Annotated in this window: 19 protein-coding genes and 1 pseudogene; 5 read left to right on the top strand and 15 right to left on the bottom strand. The window is 67.2% G+C overall.

Annotated elements, in window-relative coordinates; all coding sequences use genetic code 11:
- Positions 1–25: 25 nt before the first annotated feature.
- The 3 genes from V1227_RS28885 to V1227_RS28875 form a co-directional block, all read right to left on the bottom strand.
- On the bottom strand, positions 26–343 hold the full coding sequence (locus V1227_RS28885) for a transposase (RefSeq protein ID WP_329788524.1): 318 nt from the start codon (positions 341–343) through the stop codon (positions 26–28).
- 594 nt (positions 344–937) lie between these two features.
- Positions 938–1390 (bottom strand): hypothetical protein, encoded by a 453-nt coding sequence (locus tag V1227_RS28880; RefSeq protein ID WP_329788523.1) that lies wholly within the window; start codon positions 1388–1390, stop codon positions 938–940.
- Positions 1391–1440: 50 nt separating this feature from the next.
- Positions 1441–2454, bottom strand: coding sequence for an amidase domain-containing protein (locus tag V1227_RS28875; protein WP_329788522.1), 1014 nt, complete (start codon positions 2452–2454; stop codon positions 1441–1443).
- Between the two features lie 940 nt (positions 2455–3394).
- Between V1227_RS28875 and V1227_RS28870 the strand changes: the two genes are divergently transcribed.
- Positions 3395–3817: a hypothetical protein gene (locus V1227_RS28870; protein ID WP_329788521.1), complete on the top strand. Its 423-nt coding sequence runs from the start codon at positions 3395–3397 to the stop codon at positions 3815–3817.
- A 140-nt stretch (positions 3818–3957) separates the two neighbouring features.
- Here V1227_RS28870 and V1227_RS28865 read toward each other — a convergent pair whose 3' ends face one another.
- The 4 genes from V1227_RS28865 to V1227_RS28855 all read right to left on the bottom strand — a co-directional run bounded on the left by V1227_RS28865 (position 3958) and on the right by V1227_RS28855 (position 6982).
- Positions 3958–4413: a type II toxin-antitoxin system HicB family antitoxin gene (locus tag V1227_RS28865; protein WP_329788520.1), complete on the bottom strand. Its 456-nt coding sequence runs from the start codon at positions 4411–4413 to the stop codon at positions 3958–3960.
- Positions 4410–4607, bottom strand: a complete 198-nt coding sequence (locus V1227_RS40720) for a type II toxin-antitoxin system HicA family toxin (protein ID WP_442916553.1) — start codon at positions 4605–4607, stop codon at positions 4410–4412. The genes V1227_RS28865 and V1227_RS40720 overlap by 4 nt, the downstream gene beginning before the upstream one ends.
- 316 nt (positions 4608–4923) lie before the next feature.
- Complete coding sequence (locus tag V1227_RS28860; protein WP_329788519.1) at positions 4924–5340, bottom strand: hypothetical protein; 417 nt, start codon at positions 5338–5340, stop codon at positions 4924–4926.
- Between the two features lie 121 nt (positions 5341–5461).
- Positions 5462–6982 carry a sodium:solute symporter family protein gene (locus V1227_RS28855; protein WP_329788518.1) on the bottom strand — a complete coding sequence of 507 codons (1521 nt, stop codon included), beginning with the start codon at positions 6980–6982 and terminating at the stop codon, positions 5462–5464.
- Between the two features lie 423 nt (positions 6983–7405).
- On the opposite strand from V1227_RS28855, the gene V1227_RS28850 reads away from it, so the two are divergent.
- Entirely contained in the window at positions 7406–9241 is a 1836-nt protein-coding gene (locus V1227_RS28850; protein WP_329788517.1) for an acyl-CoA dehydrogenase, read from the top strand.
- Between the two features lie 73 nt (positions 9242–9314).
- Here V1227_RS28850 and V1227_RS28845 read toward each other — a convergent pair.
- Positions 9315–10337: pseudogene (locus V1227_RS28845) on the bottom strand (Cmx/CmrA family chloramphenicol efflux MFS transporter); the annotation flags it as partial.
- A 171-nt stretch (positions 10338–10508) separates the two neighbouring features.
- On the opposite strand from V1227_RS28845, the gene V1227_RS28840 reads away from it, so the two are divergent.
- A complete protein-coding gene (locus V1227_RS28840; RefSeq protein WP_329788515.1) occupies positions 10509–10955 on the top strand; it encodes a hypothetical protein in 447 nt (148 codons plus the stop codon).
- Here the strand turns inward: V1227_RS28840 and V1227_RS28835 are convergent.
- From V1227_RS28835 to V1227_RS28815, 5 genes are all read right to left on the bottom strand, one after another.
- A complete protein-coding gene (locus V1227_RS28835; protein ID WP_329788514.1) occupies positions 10945–11736 on the bottom strand; it encodes a DUF1206 domain-containing protein in 792 nt (263 codons plus the stop codon). The two genes, V1227_RS28840 and V1227_RS28835, sit on opposite strands and share 11 nt — an antisense overlap.
- A 45-nt stretch (positions 11737–11781) precedes the next feature.
- Positions 11782–13581 (bottom strand): VanW family protein, encoded by a 1800-nt coding sequence (locus V1227_RS28830; protein ID WP_442916552.1) that lies wholly within the window; start codon positions 13579–13581, stop codon positions 11782–11784.
- Between the two features lie 282 nt (positions 13582–13863).
- Complete coding sequence (locus V1227_RS28825; protein WP_329788512.1) at positions 13864–14184, bottom strand: GroES family chaperonin; 321 nt, start codon at positions 14182–14184, stop codon at positions 13864–13866.
- 9 nt (positions 14185–14193) lie between these two features.
- A complete protein-coding gene (locus V1227_RS28820) occupies positions 14194–16059 on the bottom strand; it encodes an NHL domain-containing thioredoxin family protein (protein WP_329788511.1) in 1866 nt (621 codons plus the stop codon).
- Positions 16059–16460 carry a DUF4259 domain-containing protein gene (locus V1227_RS28815; RefSeq protein WP_329788510.1) on the bottom strand — a complete coding sequence of 134 codons (402 nt, stop codon included), beginning with the start codon at positions 16458–16460 and terminating at the stop codon, positions 16059–16061. The genes V1227_RS28820 and V1227_RS28815 overlap by 1 nt, the downstream gene beginning before the upstream one ends.
- Before the next feature lie 566 nt (positions 16461–17026).
- Here V1227_RS28815 and V1227_RS28810 point away from each other — a divergent pair.
- The gene (locus V1227_RS28810; protein ID WP_329788509.1) at positions 17027–18046 is read left to right on the top strand and encodes an NAD(P)-binding domain-containing protein; all 1020 of its coding nucleotides are present in this window, start codon (positions 17027–17029) and stop codon (positions 18044–18046) included.
- Here the strand turns inward: V1227_RS28810 and V1227_RS28805 are convergent.
- Positions 18043–18711: a dienelactone hydrolase family protein gene (locus V1227_RS28805; RefSeq protein WP_329788507.1), complete on the bottom strand. Its 669-nt coding sequence runs from the start codon at positions 18709–18711 to the stop codon at positions 18043–18045. The two genes, V1227_RS28810 and V1227_RS28805, sit on opposite strands and share 4 nt — an antisense overlap.
- Before the next feature lie 109 nt (positions 18712–18820).
- Between V1227_RS28805 and V1227_RS28800 the strand changes: the two genes are divergently transcribed.
- The gene (locus V1227_RS28800) at positions 18821–19594 is read left to right on the top strand and encodes an HAD family hydrolase (RefSeq protein WP_329788506.1); all 774 of its coding nucleotides are present in this window, start codon (positions 18821–18823) and stop codon (positions 19592–19594) included.
- On the opposite strand, the gene V1227_RS28795 is transcribed toward V1227_RS28800, so the two are convergent.
- Positions 19591–19935, bottom strand: coding sequence for an NTP pyrophosphohydrolase (locus tag V1227_RS28795; protein WP_329788505.1), 345 nt, complete (start codon positions 19933–19935; stop codon positions 19591–19593). The genes V1227_RS28800 and V1227_RS28795 overlap by 4 nt on opposite strands.
- Positions 19936–19942: the final 7 nt, after the last annotated feature.

Below are 19942 nucleotides of genomic sequence, written 5' to 3'. Positions count from 1 at the left end.
CCTCGATGAACGGGTGAACGAACGTTCACCGGGTCTCCTTGGCGAAGAAAGCTGTGGCCCGCTTGAGGATCTCCACGTCCTTCCGCAGCCGCCGGTTCTCCCGCCGCAGGGCAGCGAGCTCGGCCTTCTCATCGCTGCTCAGGCCGCCGTCGTCGCGGATCCCGGCGTCGCGCTCGGCCTGGCGGACCCACTCGCGCACGGCGGTCTCGGTCAGGTCGAAATCCTTCGCGACCTGACCGATCGAGCGGTCACCACGCTGGCACTGCTCGACGATCTCCGCCTTGAACTCCGGGGTGAACGCACGACGAGGACGCCGGGGCTTGTTCGAGCCCGAGGTCTTCATAAGGACATCCTTCCAGGGGCAAAACCCCTGATCTCAGGTGTCCGTCAAATCGGGTCAGGCCCAGTCCAGGCTGAGGACGAGCCCGAGTGGGCGCGGTTCATCGATCCTGCCTACCTGAACGGCGAGTACGCGCACACCTTCCGGGACCTTGAGCGGCCCGAGGAGGCAACCCACTTCGCCGGGCTTTCGATCACTGAAGCAGAGCGGCAGAACCGGGCGCGTCGTGGCTCAATGGCACAGGCAGCCCTAGCACGCGCGGCGATCAACTCCCGTGACCTGGAGGCTGCCGCTTCTGCGGGCATGGCAGCCGCCAAGCTCGCCGCCACCGTGAAGTCGTCTCGATCAGTTGAAGCGGTTTCGGATCTCCGAGTCCGTTTGCAGAGCCACAGTGACTCTCCCGCCATTCGAGAGTTCTTGGACGTTTCCGGAGCGCTGCTCCCGGCAATGCGGCCACACTCCTAGCGAGGTAAGCACGCACAAGCGACCGCAACGGGAAAATATAGGCGCACTCGCTCGGGGGGAAGTATATGTCATTTCCCGAGCGAGTGCGCCGTAGCTAGCAGACGCAAATTCCTCACAGTTCTACACCAATGTCTAGCGGCCAGTGCCCGCTGTGGGAAGGGGCGGATTGGTGATCGATGGGGTGTCTTGCAAGCTTAAACACCAGTTTGGCCTTCCATCCGGCCGTCGCATCGATAGCCGCTCGACATACGCGCCGCGGTTCGCATCACCTTCCAAGTCGGCCGTGGATACATACGGCACAGCATCGCTAAAGTTTTGCTTCTGAAGCCGGATGCTGCGTCCGCCAAACGATGAAACCCGCTTTTCGACGGCGTTGTCCAAGCTCGCATGGTCAGAACCGCCCAGGTCTAAGCCGTAGCCATCGACAAGTTGGCGCACCGCCTCGCGGTCGTTGGCGTTCAGTGCGTCGATATAGCTTGAGACTAATTCTTCTTTGGTGGGCTTACCGCAGCGCGCGTCCACTGCTGCCCTCGTACCGGTCTCGCCGGAACATCCGCTCACGATCATCAGGAGGGCCGTCAGCACGCCGAGTGCTCGCGCTGACGGCCGGTCACTGCCTTGTGTTTCCACGACCCTCACGTTCGATGTGCGTACCAAATATCTTCGGGATTGGTTTCTGCGATGATGTCACTGAGTGGGAAGTGGAGCCTGTTGTTGGTGTGGTAGGTCATGTACAGCTCTTGGGCGAACGGGTCGCCCTGGTAGCCCCACCTGCCGGTAACTACCATCGTATGGTCAATGATGCTCCCAGGATCGCCCGCCGGATGATCCCAGTCAACCTGGAGCACGTCCGCAAGGTCCATCAACCACACATTCGACAAACCCCAAGTGCGCTGCGAATGGATCTGAGCGAATACGCCCCAGTTATGTGCACCCGCCCAAGTGTAGCTAGTGAGAAAAGTTTCACCTGGTCCGCCCCCATAGAACCACTTGTCCGGATCGGTACGGTCCAAGATTCCACCACCGACGTAGTCCCAGCCCCCCGCTTGCATGACCTGGGAGACGAAGTTGGTGCAATCGTTGCCATAGGCGCGGTAGTTGGGGTTGTAATTCTCCGCGTATCGGATAGCGTAGTTCACCATGGCGCTGTAGTCGTACGGCGGCCCGGCGACACGCGGTGCACCACTAAACTTTGCCCCGGGGGCTGCTGCTTTCAATGGCGCTGAGCGGTCAGTCTCCGAGGCCATCGGCCTGAACTTCCCCGCGACCTTGAGGTCTTCCTTCTCATTTTTGTCGGTCGTATTTGCTGGTTGTGTCGCAGGTGGAATGCCAGGTGCAACGAGCGCCTTCGTGTCGACTAGCGTCCACCCGTCCGCCTTTCGGACGAATGAGAACGTGTGGCTTAGCCAGTAAGTTTCGAACTTGGGTCCGTCAGGTGCGCTGCGTACGAAATACAGCTTCCCCGTCTCAACGGCGCTAAGCTGGACAGAGTTGGGTGTCGTGCTGAGCCAGACAATTTGGCCGATACTGACCTCTGCGGCCTTCCTGCCCCCGCTCGCTCGCCGATAGAGCTCTCGCTTGGCGTCGAGTTGTCGGGCCTCTGTGGCGAAGCGCTCTTGCAGAGCGGGTTCCACCTTGACAGACGTCATGGGGCTCGCCGCACGCGCCGTGCCTACTACGAGCCTCTCGGCGCGTTCTTGCAGGTACGTGTGAGCGAGGCCGACGATTGCATGTTTTTCGGCTTCTGACGTGCTCTGGCTAGCGGACGCGGGATGGATCGCGGGCGCCCCCAACAACGCAACTGTGATTGCAAGGATTGAAACACGGTACGGTCTACTCATTGCTCCCCCAGGAAACGAGTCGATTTGACGCACTTGAAGTGCAAGGATGCTACTGTTCGTTGAATGGAATTGTTTGGGACGATCAACCGCCTGCCGTTCGGGCGGTTTGGACATTGACCTCCCTGTCGGTATTCGCATTCATTGCAATGGATTACCTAAAATAGGGCTCGGCCGTGTGAAATTTCACTCAGCGACAGAAGGAAGTCTGTGTTGGTGCAACGCTAGCCCGCCCCTGAAAGCCCCCGGAGCGACAGTATCGACGCACGTAATGGCTTCGGCACCTCCGAACGGGTGATCCACCTCGGGGCCGTGTCATAGGCTGATCGGGAGAGCGGATGTCTCACGCAATCCCGTTCGTGTTAACGCGTGTGCAGTTATGTCCATCGAGGATGCTATGTCATGCGGCCGGTAGTTGAGATCTGCCGCAACTTGCCGCAGCTGCCGTGTTCAGAGTTTCTTTTTTTCATCAAGGCGGCCCCCTGCGGGGGCCACTGGTCGTTCGTGTCCTAGTCCGTCGCGGAGCCCATCCCCGGAAGGTTTTGTTCGGCGCCTCCAAGCGGGCCTGGCGGCCCGCGTCGGCGCCGGCGAGGCAACCGGGGCTGTCCGCGACGGACGAGGTCACGACCAGCGCCCCCCACACGGAGCCGCGTGTTGCGCTCAACCTCGACCAGTCGACCCGCATTGCATGGTCAGATACTGCATGACTAGCAGTCCAGATCCAGCAGACAGAGCGCCCGGACCAGCGTTCGTGCCAGGTACAGACGAAGACGCGATCGCCGATCTAGGCCCACAGAACCTACAGAATCCCGTGTTCGTTGGTCTGCTCTTTCTCCTCGCCGTGACGGACGAAGCTGGGCCGAGGTTGGAAGCATTGCCAGCTCTCGTTACGCCAGAGTCCTTGGCCGCTTGGGGTGACTTTCAGTCGGTTGCCGAGGCGTTGCGCGACGCAACGATCACCACTCGGGCGAACTACCCGGCCTTTGGCGAGACGGGAGTTGCGTACGTCAAGTACGTACGAGACCCAAGCATCGAAGGGATGCAGGTTGCCGCCGAGGTCTTGGTCGAAGCGGTGATCGCGACGCTTCAGTACCGGCCGGAGCTGAACTCGTGGCGTGTGCACGCGGTTGGCGGCAAGATGCTGCTGCCCGAAGAGCTACCGCCGTTGGGGTAGCCCAGTTGGGACGAGCGCCAAGTGCTCAACTTGATCGAGCTGGTTACGGCGCTCGGCTGCCGCGCCTGTGGACAGCTCAACGCCTTGACGGCGTTGACCAGCCCACAGGCTTGCCCTCGAATGATCTGCAACAACATGGGCTAGGCAGGCGTGCGCTTGGCCTGGTTTGCCAGCGCTTGCCTGGTCTTTGGCGCGCGAGTTGTCGCCATGGCCACCTCAGGGGCAAGTTGGCTCACTCGCTGTGCAGAGATGCCCAAGACGCGAGCGGCGTCCTGCTTAGAGAGCCCGGCGGCAAGCACGTGGCGGACCGCCGCACGAGATTGGTCAGCAGCTTGCCGCTGCGCCTTCTCTGCATCCTGCTGAGCTTGCTTCGCGTTACGAACTTCATCAGCCAGCTTGCCCTTGAGATGGAAGTCGACCTGCACGGACACCTTCTCGACAGGCACGTCGAGCATGACGGCCACGAGATCCGCAGCCATGCGTTCCGCCTCACGAGTCGTACGACCTTGGGTGACGCCAACTTCGGGCACGTCGACAACCCACCAGCGGCCTTCGCGAGTCGCGGTTGCGTTGTAGGTCTTCACCGCGGTCTTCACTGCAACAACCCCTCCGGTAGGCAGGCCAACTGCTTGCTGATGCTGCCTACGACACCAGCAGTGATCTCCTTGTGGCGAGGTACCGCAGTGGTGTGACGCCCGCACGGACAGCCGTACTCGGTGTGGCTGCCCGAGTCGCTCACCAACACGCACCCAGCCTTCCGCAACGCCGTCTCCACCTCGCGGCGCTTCATCGGCTTGGTCACAGCCTGATCACGACCGTGCTGTCCGCGTGCTGTAAGCCCTGGTAAACAGAGGTACGTCACGGTCCCTCACGACTGACCCCGAGCGCAGGTCGGGGCCTCCACTTGGCCTGCCGCAACGGGTTCCCAAGCTGTAGAGGCGGGTTCGATTCCCGTCACCCGCTCCACGACGAAGGCCCCGGTCGCCACGACCTGGGGCCTTCGCTGTGCGCCGCCACGTCACCGCTGCCCGCGCCGGCGTACCAGAGCGCGACGGCATCCCGCATGGTGCTCAGCGCGGGTTGAGGCAGCAGTTGGTGCTCAGCGCTCAGTCGACCGGCAGGCCCCACGGCCGGCGGTCCAGCTCCACCCAGCCACCGCCACGGGCCAGAGCAGCCCGGACCCCGGCCACGTGCTCGGCGAACGAAGCCAGGTCCCCGTGCAGCAGCTCGGCGCGTTCGACGTCCAGGGGGTGCGTGTCGTCGTGCCACAGGTCAACGGCGAACGAGGCGACGAACGACATCGACTGCAACAGCTGTAGGAGGGCCACGGACGGTTGCGAGGTCTCGGCCAGGTAGGCGAGACGGATCTCCTCGCAGGCGGTGAGGAGGGCGCGGACCTGGCGGATGGCGTCGGCGGGGGTGCCGTCCCACGACGGGTCCGGCCACACGCGGTCGCTCAGCTCCAGCCAGAGCCGCCAGCCCGTTGCCAGTTCCGCGTCGTCCGCGGGACTCCACTTACCCATGTCTCCACTGTGCATGCGGGTGGAGCAAGAGTCTCGTGACGATGACGCACGCCACGGAATGCCGATGCCCACGTGATCCTCGCGGCGGCGACCCTGTTCGGGTGCGCCGCCGCGAGGATCATCAGGAACGAACGGCTCGTTCGGGTGCCGTGTCGGGCTCGTCGGACTTCAGCGAGTCGATCAGGGCGTCGCGCTCCCGGGACGGTTCCGGCTTCGCGAAACCGATCACCAGGTACAGGACCAGCGAGACCAGCAGCGGCGTCGAGACGATCAGGGCCTGCGAGACGGTGAAGTCCTTCAGGAACTGCTGCTCGACGTAGAGGAACACCCAGGTGGCGAGGCCACCGACGGTCGACGACAGCGCTGCCGTGGGGCCGATCTTGCGGAACCACGGGAGCAGGCCGAGCATCAGCGGGATCGCGATCGGGCCCATCGTGGCCGCCACCAGGGCGATCACGACCTTCAGCACGAAGCCCTTGGTGTCCGCGGTCAGGGCGATGGTCATCGACAGGCCGATGAACGCGAACGTGGTGATGCGCGCCAGTTTCAGCTGTGCGTCCGCGCTCATCGAGAGTGCGCCCTTCCACAGTCGCGGAAGGATGTCACGGGTGATGACGGCGGTGATGACGTTGGCGTCGGAGGAGACCATCGCCATCGTGTGCGAGAAGAAGCCGGCGAGGACGAGGCCCACCATGCCCGCGGGGAGCATGGCCTTGCCCATCTCGACGTAGGCCTGTTCGGCGTTGGCCTCCATGCCCGGCACGATCAGCGGGGCGGCCCACATCGGGAAGAACAGCACCAGCGGCCACACGAGCCACAGCGCGGCCGAGAGCAGGGCCGAACGCTTCGCGGCGAAGCCCGACGGGGCCGCCATGTAGCGCTGGGCCAGGTTCCACATGCCTCCGTTGTACTCGAGCGTCTTGATCAGGAAGAGCGCCATGAAGAACGTCAGCGTGTAGGGGCCGGTCAGCGGGTCGCTGTGGCTCTCGGGGAGCTTGTCCCACATCGTCCACATGAAGTCGATGCCGCCGAAGTGCGAGGCGACGGCGAAGAACATCGCGAAGCCCGCGAGGCCCTGGATGATGAACTGGCCGAAGTCGGTCAGCGCGTCGGCCCACAGGCCACCGAGCACCGAGTAGACCATCGTGACGATGCCGACGAGCGCGATGCCCCAGCCGATCGGGACACCGGCGAAGCCCTGCAGCAGCAACGCGACGGCGACCCACTTGGCCGCGATGTCGACGACCTTCAGACCGGCACCCGCCCACGCCATGACCTGCTGCGTCGGGACGTTGTAGCGGATGGCGAGGTACTCGAGGGGCGACTTGACGTCGTGCTTCGACCGCAGCCGGTTCCAGGCGGGCGCCCAGAGGAACGCGCCGATGCCGACACCGATGCCGATCGTCAGCGACCACCAGATGTAGACCGTGAGGCCCAGCCGGTACGCCTCCGCCGCGAACGCGACGAACATGACGGCGCTGTACCCGGACATGTGGTGGGAGATGCCGGACAACCACCAGGGCATCTTGCCGCCCGCGGTGAAGAAGTCGGCGATGTTCTTGATCCGCCCGCGGGACCAGAGGCCGATTCCGACCATCACCACGAAGTAGCCGGCGACCACGACCCAATCGAGGCTTTTCATGTGACCTCCAAGCGTGCACACACGTGTGCCCGCGAGAGCGCACCAGGCCTCGGGCGGCGGAACCTGGCACATCCCGCACGGGATATGTGACGTAGGTCTTACGAGACTGTTGCGGTGGGACGGAAGACCTTGAGCGGTCTTGAATCACATTCGTGACCCTTGTTCATCCACATGAACAGAATGAGGCCAGTTCTGACCCGATCCGGCTGCTGGCTGGACGCCTACCGGTTGCGCTTCCTGATCGGCCGCCGCGTCCGCGCGAGCGGTCTCCCCGCTCGCTCATGCCCGGTTCAGGGGGTGCGGAGGAGTGTCTGTTTCGCCACCACCGGGTGGTCGGTCTTGCCGAGGTTACTGTCGAGTAATACTCTGTTGTTACCGGTCAGTAGGCGACCCCGCCGCGACCCTGAGGAGTGAGCTGACGAGATGGGCCACTACAAGAGCAACGTCCGGGATCTCGAGTTCAACCTGTTCGAGGTCTTCAACGTGCAGGACCACCTCGGCACGGGGCCGTTCGAGCAGTCCGACGAGGACACGGCGCGCAGCGTGCTGGCCGAGGTGAAGAACCTCGCGGAGGGTGTCCTCGGGGACTCCTTCGTCGACGCCGACCGCAACCCGCCGGTGTTCGACCCGGCGACGCACTCGGCCACCCTGCCGGAGTCGCTGAAGAAGTCGTACCAGGCGGTGTGGGACGGCGAGTGGTACCGCCTGTTCCTGCCGAACGAGCTGGGCGGCTTCGGCACCCCGCCGTCGGTCACGTGGGCCGCGTCCGAGCTGCTGCTCGGGGCGAACCCGGCCGTCTACATGTACCTGGCGGGTCCGAGCTTCGCGACGGTCGTCTACAACAACGGCACTGAGCGCGACAAGCAGTGGGCCCAGCTGATGATCGACCGCGGCTGGGGCGCCACGATGGTGCTGACCGAGCCGGACGCCGGCTCCGACGTCGGCGCCGGCCGCACCAAGGCCTTCAAGCAGGACGACGGCAGCTGGCACATCGAGGGCGTGAAGCGCTTCATCACGTCCGCGGACCAGGACCTGACCGAGAACATCATGCACATGGTGCTCGCTCGTCCCGAGGGCGAAGGGATCGAGGCGAAGCCCGGCACCAAGGGCCTGTCGCTGTTCCTGGTGCCGAAGTTCCACTTCGACCCGCAGACCGGTGAGCTGGGCGAGCGCAACGGCGCCTTCGTCACCAACGTCGAGCACAAGATGGGCCTCAAGGCGTCCACCACGTGCGAGCTGACCTTCGGCCAGCACGGCGTGCCCGCCAAGGGCTGGCTGCTCGGCGAGGTGCACGACGGCATCGCGCAGATGTTCGACGTCATCGAGTACGCCCGCATGATGGTCGGCACCAAGGCCATCGCGACGCTGTCGACCGGCTACCTGAACGCGCTGTCGTACGCCAAGGAGCGCGTGCAGAGCGCCGACCTCACGCGCATGACGGACAAGACCGCCCCGCGCGTCACCATCACCCACCACCCGGACGTCCGCCGCAGCCTGATGCTGCAGAAGGCGTACGCCGAGGGCCTGCGCGCCGTGTACCTCTACACCGCGACCCTGCAGGACAAGGTGATGCTCGGCGGCGACGACGCGGAGCTGGCCGCCAAGGTCAACGACCTGCTGCTGCCGATCGTCAAGGGTGTCGGCTCGGAGCGCGCGTACGAGCAGCTGGCGCAGTCGCTGCAGACGCTGGGCGGCTCGGGTTTCCTGCAGGAGTACCCGATCGAGCAGTACATCCGCGACGCGAAGATCGACTCCCTGTACGAGGGCACCACGGCCATCCAGTCGCTGGACTTCTTCTTCCGGAAGATCATCCGCGACAAGGGCCAGGCGCTCGCGTTCATCAACGGCGAGATCCAGAAGTTCCTCGACAACGAGGGCGGCAACGGCCGCCTGAAGGAGGAGCGCGCTCTCCTGAAGCAGGGCCTGGAAGACCTGCAGGGCATGCTCGGCGCCCTGGTCGGCTTCCTGACCACGTCGCAGGAGGACGTCCGCAACCTCTACAAGGTCGGCCAGAACTCGGTCCGCCTGCTGATGACCGCGGGTGACGTCCTCGTCGGCTGGCTGCTGCTGCGCCAGGCCGAGGTCGCGCTGGAGAAGCTCGGCGGCACGCCGTCCGCCAAGGACAAGGCGTTCTACGAGGGCAAGATCGCGGTGGCGTCGTTCTTCGCGAAGAACGTGCTGCCGGAGCTCACCTCGCGCCGCAAGATCGCGGAGTCCACGGACAACGCGCTGATGGACATCGACGAGAGCGCTTTCTGAGCGCCTCACCGACGACGGGCCCGTGCACCTCCTGCCCGAGGTGCACGGGCCCGTTTCCATTGCGTCAGAAGAACAGCGGACCGATCGCGGCACCGACGTTGAACGCCGCCGTCGCGTAGGAGCCCGCCATCGTGGGCGCACCCGACGCGTGGTGCAGGACGCGCGCGATCAACGTGCTGCCGACCGCGAACGAGAGCGCCCCGAGCACGAACACCAGGCACAGCAACGTGACCGGCTCCCTGCCCAGCACGTCGAGGCTCGTCCAGCCCACGACGGCCAACGGCCCGCCGAGCGCCACGACCGGACGCGGTGACGAGTCGGCCAGCCTGCCCGCGGCGGTGACGCCGAGGAACGAGCCGACGCCGAACAGCACCAGCGCGACCGGCACCCACCACTCGCTCAGCCCGGCACCCGTGACCACCGGCGCGAGGAACGTGAAGTGACCGAACGTCACCGCGTTCACGACGACCGCGAGCGCGATGACGAGCACCAGCACCGGTTTGCCGAGCTGGGAGAGCTCAGGGCGCAGGGCGGGCGGCGCGACGCGCTCCCGCCTGGCCGGGACTCCGCGCAGGACACCGATCGCCGCGGGCACGCAGAGCACGGCGACAGCCAAGAACGTCGCGCGCCAACCGAACGCGGTGCCGAGCAACGACCCTCCCGGCACACCGGCGATCGTGGCCACCGTGGTGCCGGACAACAGCACGGCGAGCGCCCGCCCACGCCGTTGCGGCGGCACGAGAACAGCGGCCGTCGTCAGGGCCACGGCGAGGAACCCGGCGTTCGCGAGTGCGGCCAAGACCCTGGAAACCAGCAACAGCGAGAAGTTCGTGGTGATGGCACCTGCCACGTGCGCCACGAGGAACACGACGACGAACCCGAACAGGCTGGTGCGCGGCGACCACGTGCGAGCCACCACCGCCATCAGCGGTGCGCCGACGGCCATGCCCGCGGCGAACGCGGAGGTGAGCAGGCCGGCGGTGCCGACAGGCACGCCGAACTCGGCCGCGATGGACGGCAGCAGCCCGGCGAGCATGAACTCGGAGGTGCCCATGGCGAACACGGCCAGGGCGAGCAGGTAAAGCGAAAAAGGCACGGAAGAGCTCCGGAGGACTGAAGGGTTTTCGGGGCTGACGGCTAGACCGCAGACCCGACCTTCGCTGCCTCAGGACTCGACATGACGACACGCTAGCGCGAACGCCTCACCGGGTGCAGCTTGACTTCGTTGTCAGTTGACAGGTCCTCGTTCGGAATCAAAAATTGGCTGGTGGCCCTGTACCTTCTGATGGTGTGCGCGATCGCCGGTGTCGCGGTGCTCGCGACGCTCGTCGTGCGCCGCGTGAAGAACCGGCAGCGGCGTCAGGACGCGCTGTGGTCCGGGTACCGGCGGCACATGGACGAGCTGCGCGAGGCGTCACCGGGAGCCGAACTGGCCAGGGTCGCGCAGGTCCACCAGAGGGCGGAGCACGGCACCAAGGCCGTGATCGCGTGGGAGCGGACGCAGGTGGAGCAGGAAACGTGGTTCGAGGGGACCGACCTGGACCCCGGCGACCTCCTGCTGCTGCGCGGTAGCCCGGGCTGGGGGCCGGACGCCGGCAGTCCCAACGTCTTCTACGTGGCGCCGGGTCAGGTCCTGTCGCTGATGACCGTGGAGGCGCAGGAGGCCGCGGCCCGGCACCAGCACAGGCGCGCGGCCACCGACGTCACTCCTTGACAGCGCGGGCAGCGGCGAAGCAGTAGACGCCGAACGCGGCGATGCCGATCGCGACCGCCGTCAGCAGGAACATGCCGTACGGCTGTGCCGCCAGCGTCTTCAGGGCCTTGTCCATGCCACCGGACTGCTGCGGGTCCGCGTTGACGGCGGCGAGTCCGACGAGGACACCGATCACCGCGTACGCCGCGCCCTTGCCGATCCAGCCGATCCTGCCCACCGGCTCGATCCACGACGGCGCGCGGCTCATGTCGAGGTCCTTCTCGAAGGACTTCTTGACGCCCTTGTAGATGATCACACCGGCGATGGAGAGGATGCCGATCGCGACGGCGCCGACGATGAACTGGCCGCCGGGCCACGAGAGCACCTGCGCGGTGAGCTCCTGCTGCTGCTGGTTCTGGTTGCCGGAGCCACCGGACCCCGTCGCGTACTTGATCGCACCGTAGGCGATACCGGTCGCCGTGACGGCGCGGGCCGCGGAGCCGATGCGCTTGGAGATCCGCTTGCGCTTCTTGTCGATGTAGGTGTACCCGACGAACGCCAGCAGCAGCTGCCACAGCGCGAAGCACACCAGCCCGATCGCCAGCGTCCACAGCAGCCACGGACCGGCCTGGGCGATGTCGCTCAACGCGCCTTTCGAGTCGGCCTGTTCGGAATCACCGAACGCGACCTGGACCGCGAGCCACGCCACCAGGACGTGCACGACCCCGTACAACACCATCCCCGCGCGCCCCAGCGTCTGGACGACGGGGTGTCTTCGCGCCTCTTGCGCAACAGTGGCCACGAACGGGTGAATACCCGCGCGTGGCCACCGCGAACCAGCGTTCTGTCAGCTGCCGGGCGGCGGCGGCTCACAGATGATCTTGAACTGCGGGTCGTACTTCACCGTGCGCGACTCGGTGCGGGACTGGCCGTTGCGGCGGTCCGTTATCGTGCGCGTGTCCGTCACGGAGAAGCCGGGCGAGCCGTTGCTCGGCGTGCAACCGGCCTTGTTGACCTTCTTCTCCTGCGGCTGCGTGGGGGCGAACTCACCGCTGGTGGAGCCGGTGACGTCGTAGTTCTTGGTGCCCCACAGCACGATCTTGATCGACGAAGGCGTCCAGATCGTCTGGATCGCGACGCCCGTGTCGTCCGGGTTCGTGAAGGCGATGTCGATCACGCTGTTGCCCGCGCCGTCCATGAACACGGTGGCCTCGCGGCCCTTCGGGTACCGCGTGATCCAGTAGCTGTGCTCCCGGTGGCCCGCGTCCTTCATGCCCGCGTAGTAGTACGCGTTGTAGAGCGTGGTCGCGAACTGCGAGATGCCGCCGCCGACCGCCTGGCCGGGGATGCCGTTCTCGATGATGCCCGACTCGACGTAGCCCTGCGCGGTGCCGCGCGGACCCGTGTACTTGTTGAGGCTGAACGTCTCCTTGGGCTTCACGATCGCGCCGTTGACCTTCTCGGCGACGACGCGGATGTTCACGCCAGAGGCGGGGGTGAAGCCACCGGTCTGGAACTCGCCGATGACCTCCTTGATGCCCATCTTGTTCGCCTGCTCGGTGGTGACCTTCGCGGGCGTGTGCTTGTACTCGAACTTGATCTCGCGGCCGTCGGTCTTCTTCAGCGTGTCGAAGTACGGCTGGAGGTTCTTGTCCCAGTCGAGGTCGAGGCCGTCCACCGAGGGCTTGACCGTCGGCCTGCCGCCCTCGAAGACGATCTGGGCGTCCTTGCCCTCCTTGACCGTGTCCTTGAGCTGCGGCGCGGTGACCTCGGCGAGCTTGTCCTTGTTCGGCGTCACGTTCAGCGCGCCGCCCTCACCGGGGGCGAACGACAGCGTCGTGCCGATCTGCTCCGGGGTGAGCGTCGCGTTCTTGCCCTCGCCCTTGATGACGACCGGACCGGAGACCGCGGTCTTCACGATCTCGTTGAGCGTCTTCTCGACGCCCTCCTTGGTCGTCTTGACCTCGGTGAAGTCCATCGGGACCTCGACCGGGTCACCGGACGCCCAGCTCGCGACGACGGCGCTGACGGCACCCTCGGTCTTGAGCTTCTGGCCCGCGTGCGGCTCGACGGCGACGGGGGTGGCGCCCTCGAACCTGATGGTGCCCTCGACGGGCTCGTGGTCGAGCTTGGGGCGCATGGCCTCCAGCGCGCCGGAGACCTTCGCGTCGTCGGCCTTCGTCGCGACACCGACCTCACGGCTCGTGAAGAACGAGGTGACGCGCGTGATCGGGCTGAGCGGCTGGCTGCCGGCACGGTCGATCGTGCTGTTCCAGTCGAGCTCGAGGCCCGCCGCCTTCGGGTCGAGCTCCGCGGTGACGTCGCCCGCCTTGAGCGCGACGGGCTTGCTCAGCCGGGGACCGATCTCGTCGCGGAGCTTCTTCTCGGCCTCGTCGTGGGCCATGCCGCCGACGTCGACGCCCGCCACGGTCACGCCGCGCGGGACGTTGCCGCTCGAGACGAGGATGTCGAGGCCGTAGAGCAGCCCCAGGGCGCCGATGGCGGCCGCGACCACGATCAGCGCCTTCTTCTTCGGGTTCTTCCGCTGTGCCTCGTCCGCGCCGGGCTCGATCATCACGGGCCCGTGGACGCCGGAGTCCTCCGGCCGGGGCAGGGGCCGCGGCTCGGGCGGCGCCACCGGCTTCATGTACTCCGTGGCTTCCTCGCCGGCCGGGAACCCGACACCGGGCACGGCCGCGGTGACGGTCGGCTCGGCCGAGTCCGGCTCCTCAGACGGCCAGGCCTCGGTGGAGGCGTCCACCTGGACCGGGGTCAACCTGGTCGTCTGCTCGGAGGACGTGCCGCCGGGACCCACCGGAGGCATCGCTCTCGTCTTGTCAGCGTCGTACGGCACAGCTCTCCCCGTTGCCTGTCTCTCCTGAGGTGGCATATGTGTGCAGCTATCAGGCGCAGATCACGAACCGGCGGCTCATAGGTACAGACCAGTACCGTGCTCGGTCAGCTCGGTCGCCACCGCGTGCAGATCGCGTTCCCTCATCACGAGGTACGTGGTGCCCTGCACCTCGACCTCGAGCTGGTCCTCCGGGTTGAACATCACCCGGTCGCCGACCTTCACGTGGCGCACTCCGGTACCGACTCCGAACACCTCACCCCACGCCAACCGCTTCGCCATCTGGGCCGTAGCGGGGATCACGATGCCTCCGCTGGAACGCCGCTCGCCGTCCTCCGGCGAGATGCGGACCATCACACGGTCGTAGAGCATCTGGATCTCGAGCTTGACATCAGGCACCAGCAGAGTCTACGTGGCTTGCCCAGCTCCCTCGTCCATGCCGCCCATCAGCAGCGGCAGACGGGTAGGTGCATCGGCAACCACTCGGACGGGGACCCCCCAGTCCTGCCTGGTCAGACGGCAGACCGGGTGTTCGTCGGCAGGATCGTCACTGCAACTGGCGGCCTGCGCTACGACGTGCAGAACGCCGTTCGTGACCTGATCGTTGATCCGCAACGCCCGTACCAGTTCGGTGCTGACCCCCGCACCCTCGAGGATGAGCTCCGGGGGAGAGCTCGTGATCTCCAAACGCGTCGAGGGGCCGTACCTCTCGTCCAGTTTCGTCCCGGTCGGCGGGGTGAAGACGACCGCGAGCTCGAACGCCCCGGACGCGATGTCCGTCGACGGCCGCTTCACCTCGTGGGCGGCGCCGTCGATCCTGGTCGCGGACGCCGCGAACCGCTCCAGGCGGTGGGCGGCGCTCGCGACGACGACCAGCTCACCGTCGACCAGCAGCGCGTCGGACGGCTCGGCGACGTCCGTGGCGATGGTCGTCAGCGTCCGGGTCGCGGGGTCGTAGCGGCGGACCGCGTTGTTGTAGGTGTCGCTGATGACCACCGAGTGGTCGTCCAGGACCGTGACGCCCAACGGGTGCTGCAGCAGCGCCTCGTCCGCGTCGCCGTCCTTGTGCCCGAACGCGAACAGGCCCTTGCCGATGACGGTGTGGACCTCGCCGTGCTCCAGGTAGCGCAGCGCGCTCGTCTCGGAGTCGACCATCCACAGCCGGTCGCCGTCCGCCGCGAGCCCGGACGTCTGCGCGAAGAAGGCGCCCTCGGCCGGCCCGTCGTTGATGCCCTCGACGGTGGTGCCGGCCAGGCGGCGGACGGTGCCCGCCTCCGGGTCGAAGAAGCCCAGCGTGTGGTTGCCGGCCATGGCGATGGCCACGCCGCCGTTCCACCACGCCACGTCCCACGGGCTCGTCAGCTCGATCTCGTCCGCCGGGCCGTCCGTCTCGCCGTCGCGCCACTGCTCGCCGGTGCCCGCGAGCGTCGTGACCTCGCCGGTGGCCAGGTCCAGGCCGCGGAGGAGGTGGTTGACCGTGTCCGCGATGACGACGTCGTAGCCGTGGGTGTTCGGCACCAGCGCGAGGCCCGCGGGCTCGGAGAAGGTCGGTGACGTGCCGTCCCGCCTGCCGCGCTCGCCGGTGCCGATGCGGCGGACGACGGTCTCGGCGTCCGCCTCGAGCTCGACGATGCTGTGGTGGGCCGAGTCGCTCACCAGGATCGTGCCGCTGGGGGTGACGACGGCCTTGGCCGGGAAGCGCAGCGTGGTGCTCGCCGGTTCCGGGGCCCGGTACGGACCGGAACCGCGGTGCAGCGTGCCCTTCCCGTCGTGCTCGGCGACCAGCTCGCCGATGACGGTCCTCAGCGCCTCGACGTGGCCCTCACCCGCGGCGACGTGCACGACGTAGCCCTCGGGGTCGACGAGGACCAGCGTCGGCCACGCCTTCACGGCGTAGTTCTGCCAGGTGGTGAGCTCCGGGTCGTCGAGGACCGGGTGGTGCACCTCGTAGCGCTCGACCGCGGCCGCCAGGGCGTCCGGGTCGGCCTCGTGCACGAACTTCGGCGAGTGCACGCCGATCGTGACGAGGACGTCCTCGAACTCCTTCTCCAGCGGCCGCAGCTCGTCGAGGACGTGCAGGCAGTTGATGCAGCAGAACGTCCAGAAGTCGAGCAGCACGATCTTGCCGCGCAGGTCCTTCAGGCTGACCGTGGCGTCACCGGTGTTCAGCCAGCCGCGGCCTGCGAGTTCGGGGGCACGGACACGGGCACGGCGCTTCACAGTCGTCACGGCCGTATCCAACACTGTGGACGGTCGTGCTGTTCCGGCGTCCATCAGGTGAGAAGGACGGCCTTGAGCTCGCCGATGCCCTCCCGCCACTTCGGACCGTACTCGGTCTCGTCCCACAGCTCGCCCAGCTCCGATTCCGGCGCCAGCACGCGGTCCAGCGCCTGCACGGCCAGAGCGCGCACCTCCGGCGAGAAGGCGGGCATCGGCACGCCCGGACCGTACGCGGTGGTGACCGGCGTGCCGCCCGGGAGCTGTGCGGCGATCAGCGCGGCCGAGGCCACCGCCTGGCACGCCTCGTAGTTGTCGAGGAACTCGTCGGACTCGATCGTGCTGGTCAGAGCGGTGCGGATGATGTTCTCGCGTTCGGTCTCCGAGGCCTCGCGCAGCGCGGCCGAGAAGTCCGCGGCGGTGTCGTTGTCGAAGTGGCCGATGTCCCAGGTTCCCATGCCGGTGATCTTCGCAGCCGCCACCGACAATTCACGGCAGCCGCAGTCCCGGCTCCTCGCCGTCGTCGAACACCGGGCACCACCCCGATCCGCGCCTTCGACAGGTCGACCTCGCCACCGGTGAACCGGGCGCCGCGGACGACACCTCACCGCCGTTGAACTCCGTGCCGCCGACCGCAGCACCGCCCGCACGAGGTCGAAGTCGTGGCCCTGCCGGCTGACCGCCGCGCCGTCGCGCAGGTGGCGGGAGATGACGCCGGTGATCGCCAGGCGCACCTCGGACTCGCGTCGAGGTACCACTCCGACTCCGGTTCGTACGGGATACGCAGGTAGCGACGGTCAGCGCGACCTTGATGATGTCGAGACGGCTCGTCGGCGCGGTGGGAAATCCCAGCGCCGTCCACAGCAGTGCCGCCGCGAGGGCGAAAACCGTTGGGCCGATCAGCACAACGAGGACGAGATGCCTTCTGATCGACCGAACCAGGCCGGAATCCACATGGTGGACGTTGACCGCCCGTCTGAACTTTTGCGCCATCTTTGGCGTAGAGGACGCCGGGAGGTGCGTGATGGTGGAGTACCTGGTGATCGGTGCGGGTCCGGCGGGCTTGCAGATGGGGAGTTTCCTGCACCGCGCAGGCCGTGACTACCTGGTCGTGGAGGCGGATCCGGAACCGGCGGGTTTCTTCCGGACGTTTCCGCGGCACCGCGTTCTCTCGACGGACGACAACTGGTTGTTCGACGGAGCGCCGTTCTCGCGCTACAGCAAGAGGTCTTTCCCGAACGCCGACGACCTGGTGCGTTATCTGGAGGACTTCGCGCGGCCGTTGAACGTCCGGTACAACACACCGGTCAGCGACCTGAGCCGTTACAACGCGCGGCACGTCATCATCGCGACGGGCAAAAAGCCCCACCTGCCCAGCATTCCGGGCGTCGAGCACGCGGAGACCTACGCGAGCGCGAGCACCGACCCGACCGAGTACGCGGGCAAGAGGGTGCTGATCATCGGCCGCGGGCACAGCGCGTTCGAGACGGCGGACAACATCTCGGCCACCGCCCGCCTCACCCACACCGTGGGACGGACCGTGCAGCGGATCCGCAAGGACGGCGAGGAGTTCGTCGCCACGATCGACGGCACCGGCGAACTGCGGTACGACAGGGTCATCGTCTGCGCCGGCTTCCGCCGCGACACCACCCTCGACCACCCGCAGGCGCACGTGCTCACCGGCGACTCGATCAAAGCGATCCGGCACGCCGCCCGAGCACTGCACCGCACCCTGGAATCCGAGCACCACGGCGTCCCGTGGCCGCACCGCAGGCTGCGCAACCGCCCGGACGCGCTGGCCGCGACCATCGCGACACGGGCCGGCGAGATCCCGGACGGCCTCGCCGACGTCGTGGTGACGCAGGGGCAACACGCCCTGCTCTACGACGAGATGCCCACGGCCGAGCGCAACGGCTTCGTCATCACCAGCACGCAGGTCCGGCACTACCGGCGCAACGAGCTGATCGCCGTGGAACGCCGCCTGCACCGCAAGCCGCTGGAGAAGTTCTTCTCGCAGCAGCTCGCGGTGCCGTGCATCGCCTAGACGGGCAGCGTGCGCGCGAGGAACTGCGCGGTGAGGTCCCAGGCGCGGTCGGCGGCGGCCTGGTCGTACCAGGGACCGAGGTGGTTGAGGAACGCGTGGCCCGCGGGCTCCAGGTGGATCTCGGCGTTGTCGTGCCCCTCCACCGCGTCCACGACCTTCCGGTACTCGGTGATGTACGCGTCCTCGGTGCCGAAGTGGAACAGGATCGGGCACGACACCTCGCCGAGCGTGCCGATCTGGTCCGGTACACCGGAACCGTAGAAGGACACGGCCGTGTCCGGGTCCGACGCGACGGCCGCGTTGTACGCCAGCGTGCCGCCGAGGCAGAAGCCGAGCACACCGACACCACCGCTCACCTCGGGCAGCCCGCGCAGGTACCGCACCGACGCCACGACGTCCTGCACGGCGAGCGGGAAGTCGAGGTTGCCGACGACCTCCATCGACCGCTGGATGCCGGCCTCGTCGTGCTCGCCCACCCAGCCGGGCTGGAAGCGGTGGAACAGCTCGGGCACCGCCACGACGTACCCGAGCGCGGCGAGCTTCTCCGCGATGCCCCGCAGGTAGCCGTCCAGGCCGAAGATCTCCTGGATCAGCACGATGCCGGGGCCGGAGCCGGACTCGGGGAGCCAGAGCGGCAACGGCATGTCGTTCACTCGATGCGTCATGCGACGATCCTGCCCGAGAGGGCGGGAGCGCGGCACCGCACCTGTGAGCTACCTCCGCCCCGGCGAAAAGGTCTTCGTCCGCGCCGTCGCCAGGCCCGATAATCGCCCGGTGTTCAGGCTGATCGCGACCGACCTCGACGGCACGCTGCTGCGACCGGGCGGCGTGCTCAGCGACCGCACCCGCGCCGCGCTCGACGCCGTCGGGGCGGACGTCGTGGTCGTCACCGCGCGGCCGCCGCGGTTCGTGCAGGACCTGCGGCTGACCGGCACGGCGATCTGCTCCAACGGCGCGATGGTCTACGACCTCACCCACCGCGAGGTGACGCATGCGCAGACGGTTCCGCTCGACGTCGTGCGGAAGGTGTCGGAGGCGTTGGCCGAGGTGATCCCCGGGGTCGGCATCGCGGTCGAGACCGGGCTGGAAGTGCTGTGCGAGCCGGGGTTCCGGGGGTTCGGGCCGAGCAATCCACATCGGACGCTGGAGTTGCTCGACCACGTCTTCGACGAGGCGCACCAGGTCGTGCAGATGCTCGCGTGGGCGCCGGACGCCGAGAGCGACCACATGATGGAGATCGCCCGGGAGGCCGTCGGGCAGCACGTCGCGGTCACGCACTCGGGCGGTCTCGGGTTGCTGGAGATCAGCCCGCCCGGTGTGTCGAAGGCGGCGACGCTCGAAAGCTTGTGCAACGCAAGGGGAATCGACAAGGACGAGGTCATCGCGTTCGGCGACATGCCGAACGACCTGTCGGTGCTCGGGTGGGCCGGCACGGCGTACGCGATGGGCAACGCGCACCCGCTCGTGAAGCAGGCCTGCGACAACCACGCGCCGCCGAACACCGAGGACGGGGTAGCGCAGGTCCTCGAACGGCTCTTCCGCCTCTAACGGCGCGGGACCGACGTGGGTCCCGCCACCTCGGCGCCCAGGGCGGTCACCCGCTGCCGCAGCTCGCGGTCGGCCGTCACGACGGTCACGGCGCGGCCGGCGCCCTCCTCGCGCACCACCTCGACGATCGTGTCGTCGCCGTCGCCGGGTGCGGCGACGACACGGACGTCTTCGACGGAGGAGACGGTGCGCGCCTTGCCCTCCACGACCAGGACGACTTCCTCGTCACGGCCGCGCAGGGCGTCGCGGAGGCGTTCGGCCGCGGCCGCCCGGTCGCGCCACCACCCGTCGGGCACCGACCCGACGACGTTGGCGGCGTCGACGACGAGCAACGGCTTCACGCCTCCA

The sequence above is a fragment of the Lentzea sp. DG1S-22 genome (assembly GCF_036321065.1).
In the GTDB taxonomy this organism is placed as follows: domain Bacteria; phylum Actinomycetota; class Actinomycetes; order Mycobacteriales; family Pseudonocardiaceae; genus Lentzea; species Lentzea jiangxiensis.
This window is presented reverse-complemented; position numbering and strand designations above follow the sequence as displayed.

Excerpts from the sequence above, each read along its gene's own strand:
- V1227_RS28885 (WP_329788524.1), bottom strand. The coding sequence starts at position 343 with ATGAAGACCTCGGGCTCGAACAAGCCCCGGCGTCCTCGTCGTGCGTTC.
- V1227_RS28875 (WP_329788522.1), bottom strand. The coding sequence starts at position 2,454 with ATGACGTCTGTCAAGGTGGAACCCGCTCTGCAAGAGCGCTTCGCCACA.
- V1227_RS40720 (WP_442916553.1), bottom strand. The coding sequence starts at position 4,607 with ATGAAGCGCCGCGAGGTGGAGACGGCGTTGCGGAAGGCTGGGTGCGTG.
- V1227_RS28860 (WP_329788519.1), bottom strand. The coding sequence starts at position 5,340 with ATGGGTAAGTGGAGTCCCGCGGACGACGCGGAACTGGCAACGGGCTGG.
- V1227_RS28855 (WP_329788518.1), bottom strand. The coding sequence starts at position 6,982 with ATGAAAAGCCTCGATTGGGTCGTGGTCGCCGGCTACTTCGTGGTGATG.
- V1227_RS28850 (WP_329788517.1), top strand. The coding sequence starts at position 7,406 with ATGGGCCACTACAAGAGCAACGTCCGGGATCTCGAGTTCAACCTGTTC.
- V1227_RS28830 (WP_442916552.1), bottom strand. The coding sequence starts at position 13,581 with ATGAAGCCGGTGGCGCCGCCCGAGCCGCGGCCCCTGCCCCGGCCGGAG.
- V1227_RS28820 (WP_329788511.1), bottom strand. The coding sequence starts at position 16,059 with ATGGACGCCGGAACAGCACGACCGTCCACAGTGTTGGATACGGCCGTG.
- V1227_RS28815 (WP_329788510.1), bottom strand. The coding sequence starts at position 16,460 with ATGGGAACCTGGGACATCGGCCACTTCGACAACGACACCGCCGCGGAC.
- V1227_RS28810 (WP_329788509.1), top strand. The coding sequence starts at position 17,027 with ATGGTGGAGTACCTGGTGATCGGTGCGGGTCCGGCGGGCTTGCAGATG.
- V1227_RS28805 (WP_329788507.1), bottom strand. The coding sequence starts at position 18,711 with ATGACGCATCGAGTGAACGACATGCCGTTGCCGCTCTGGCTCCCCGAG.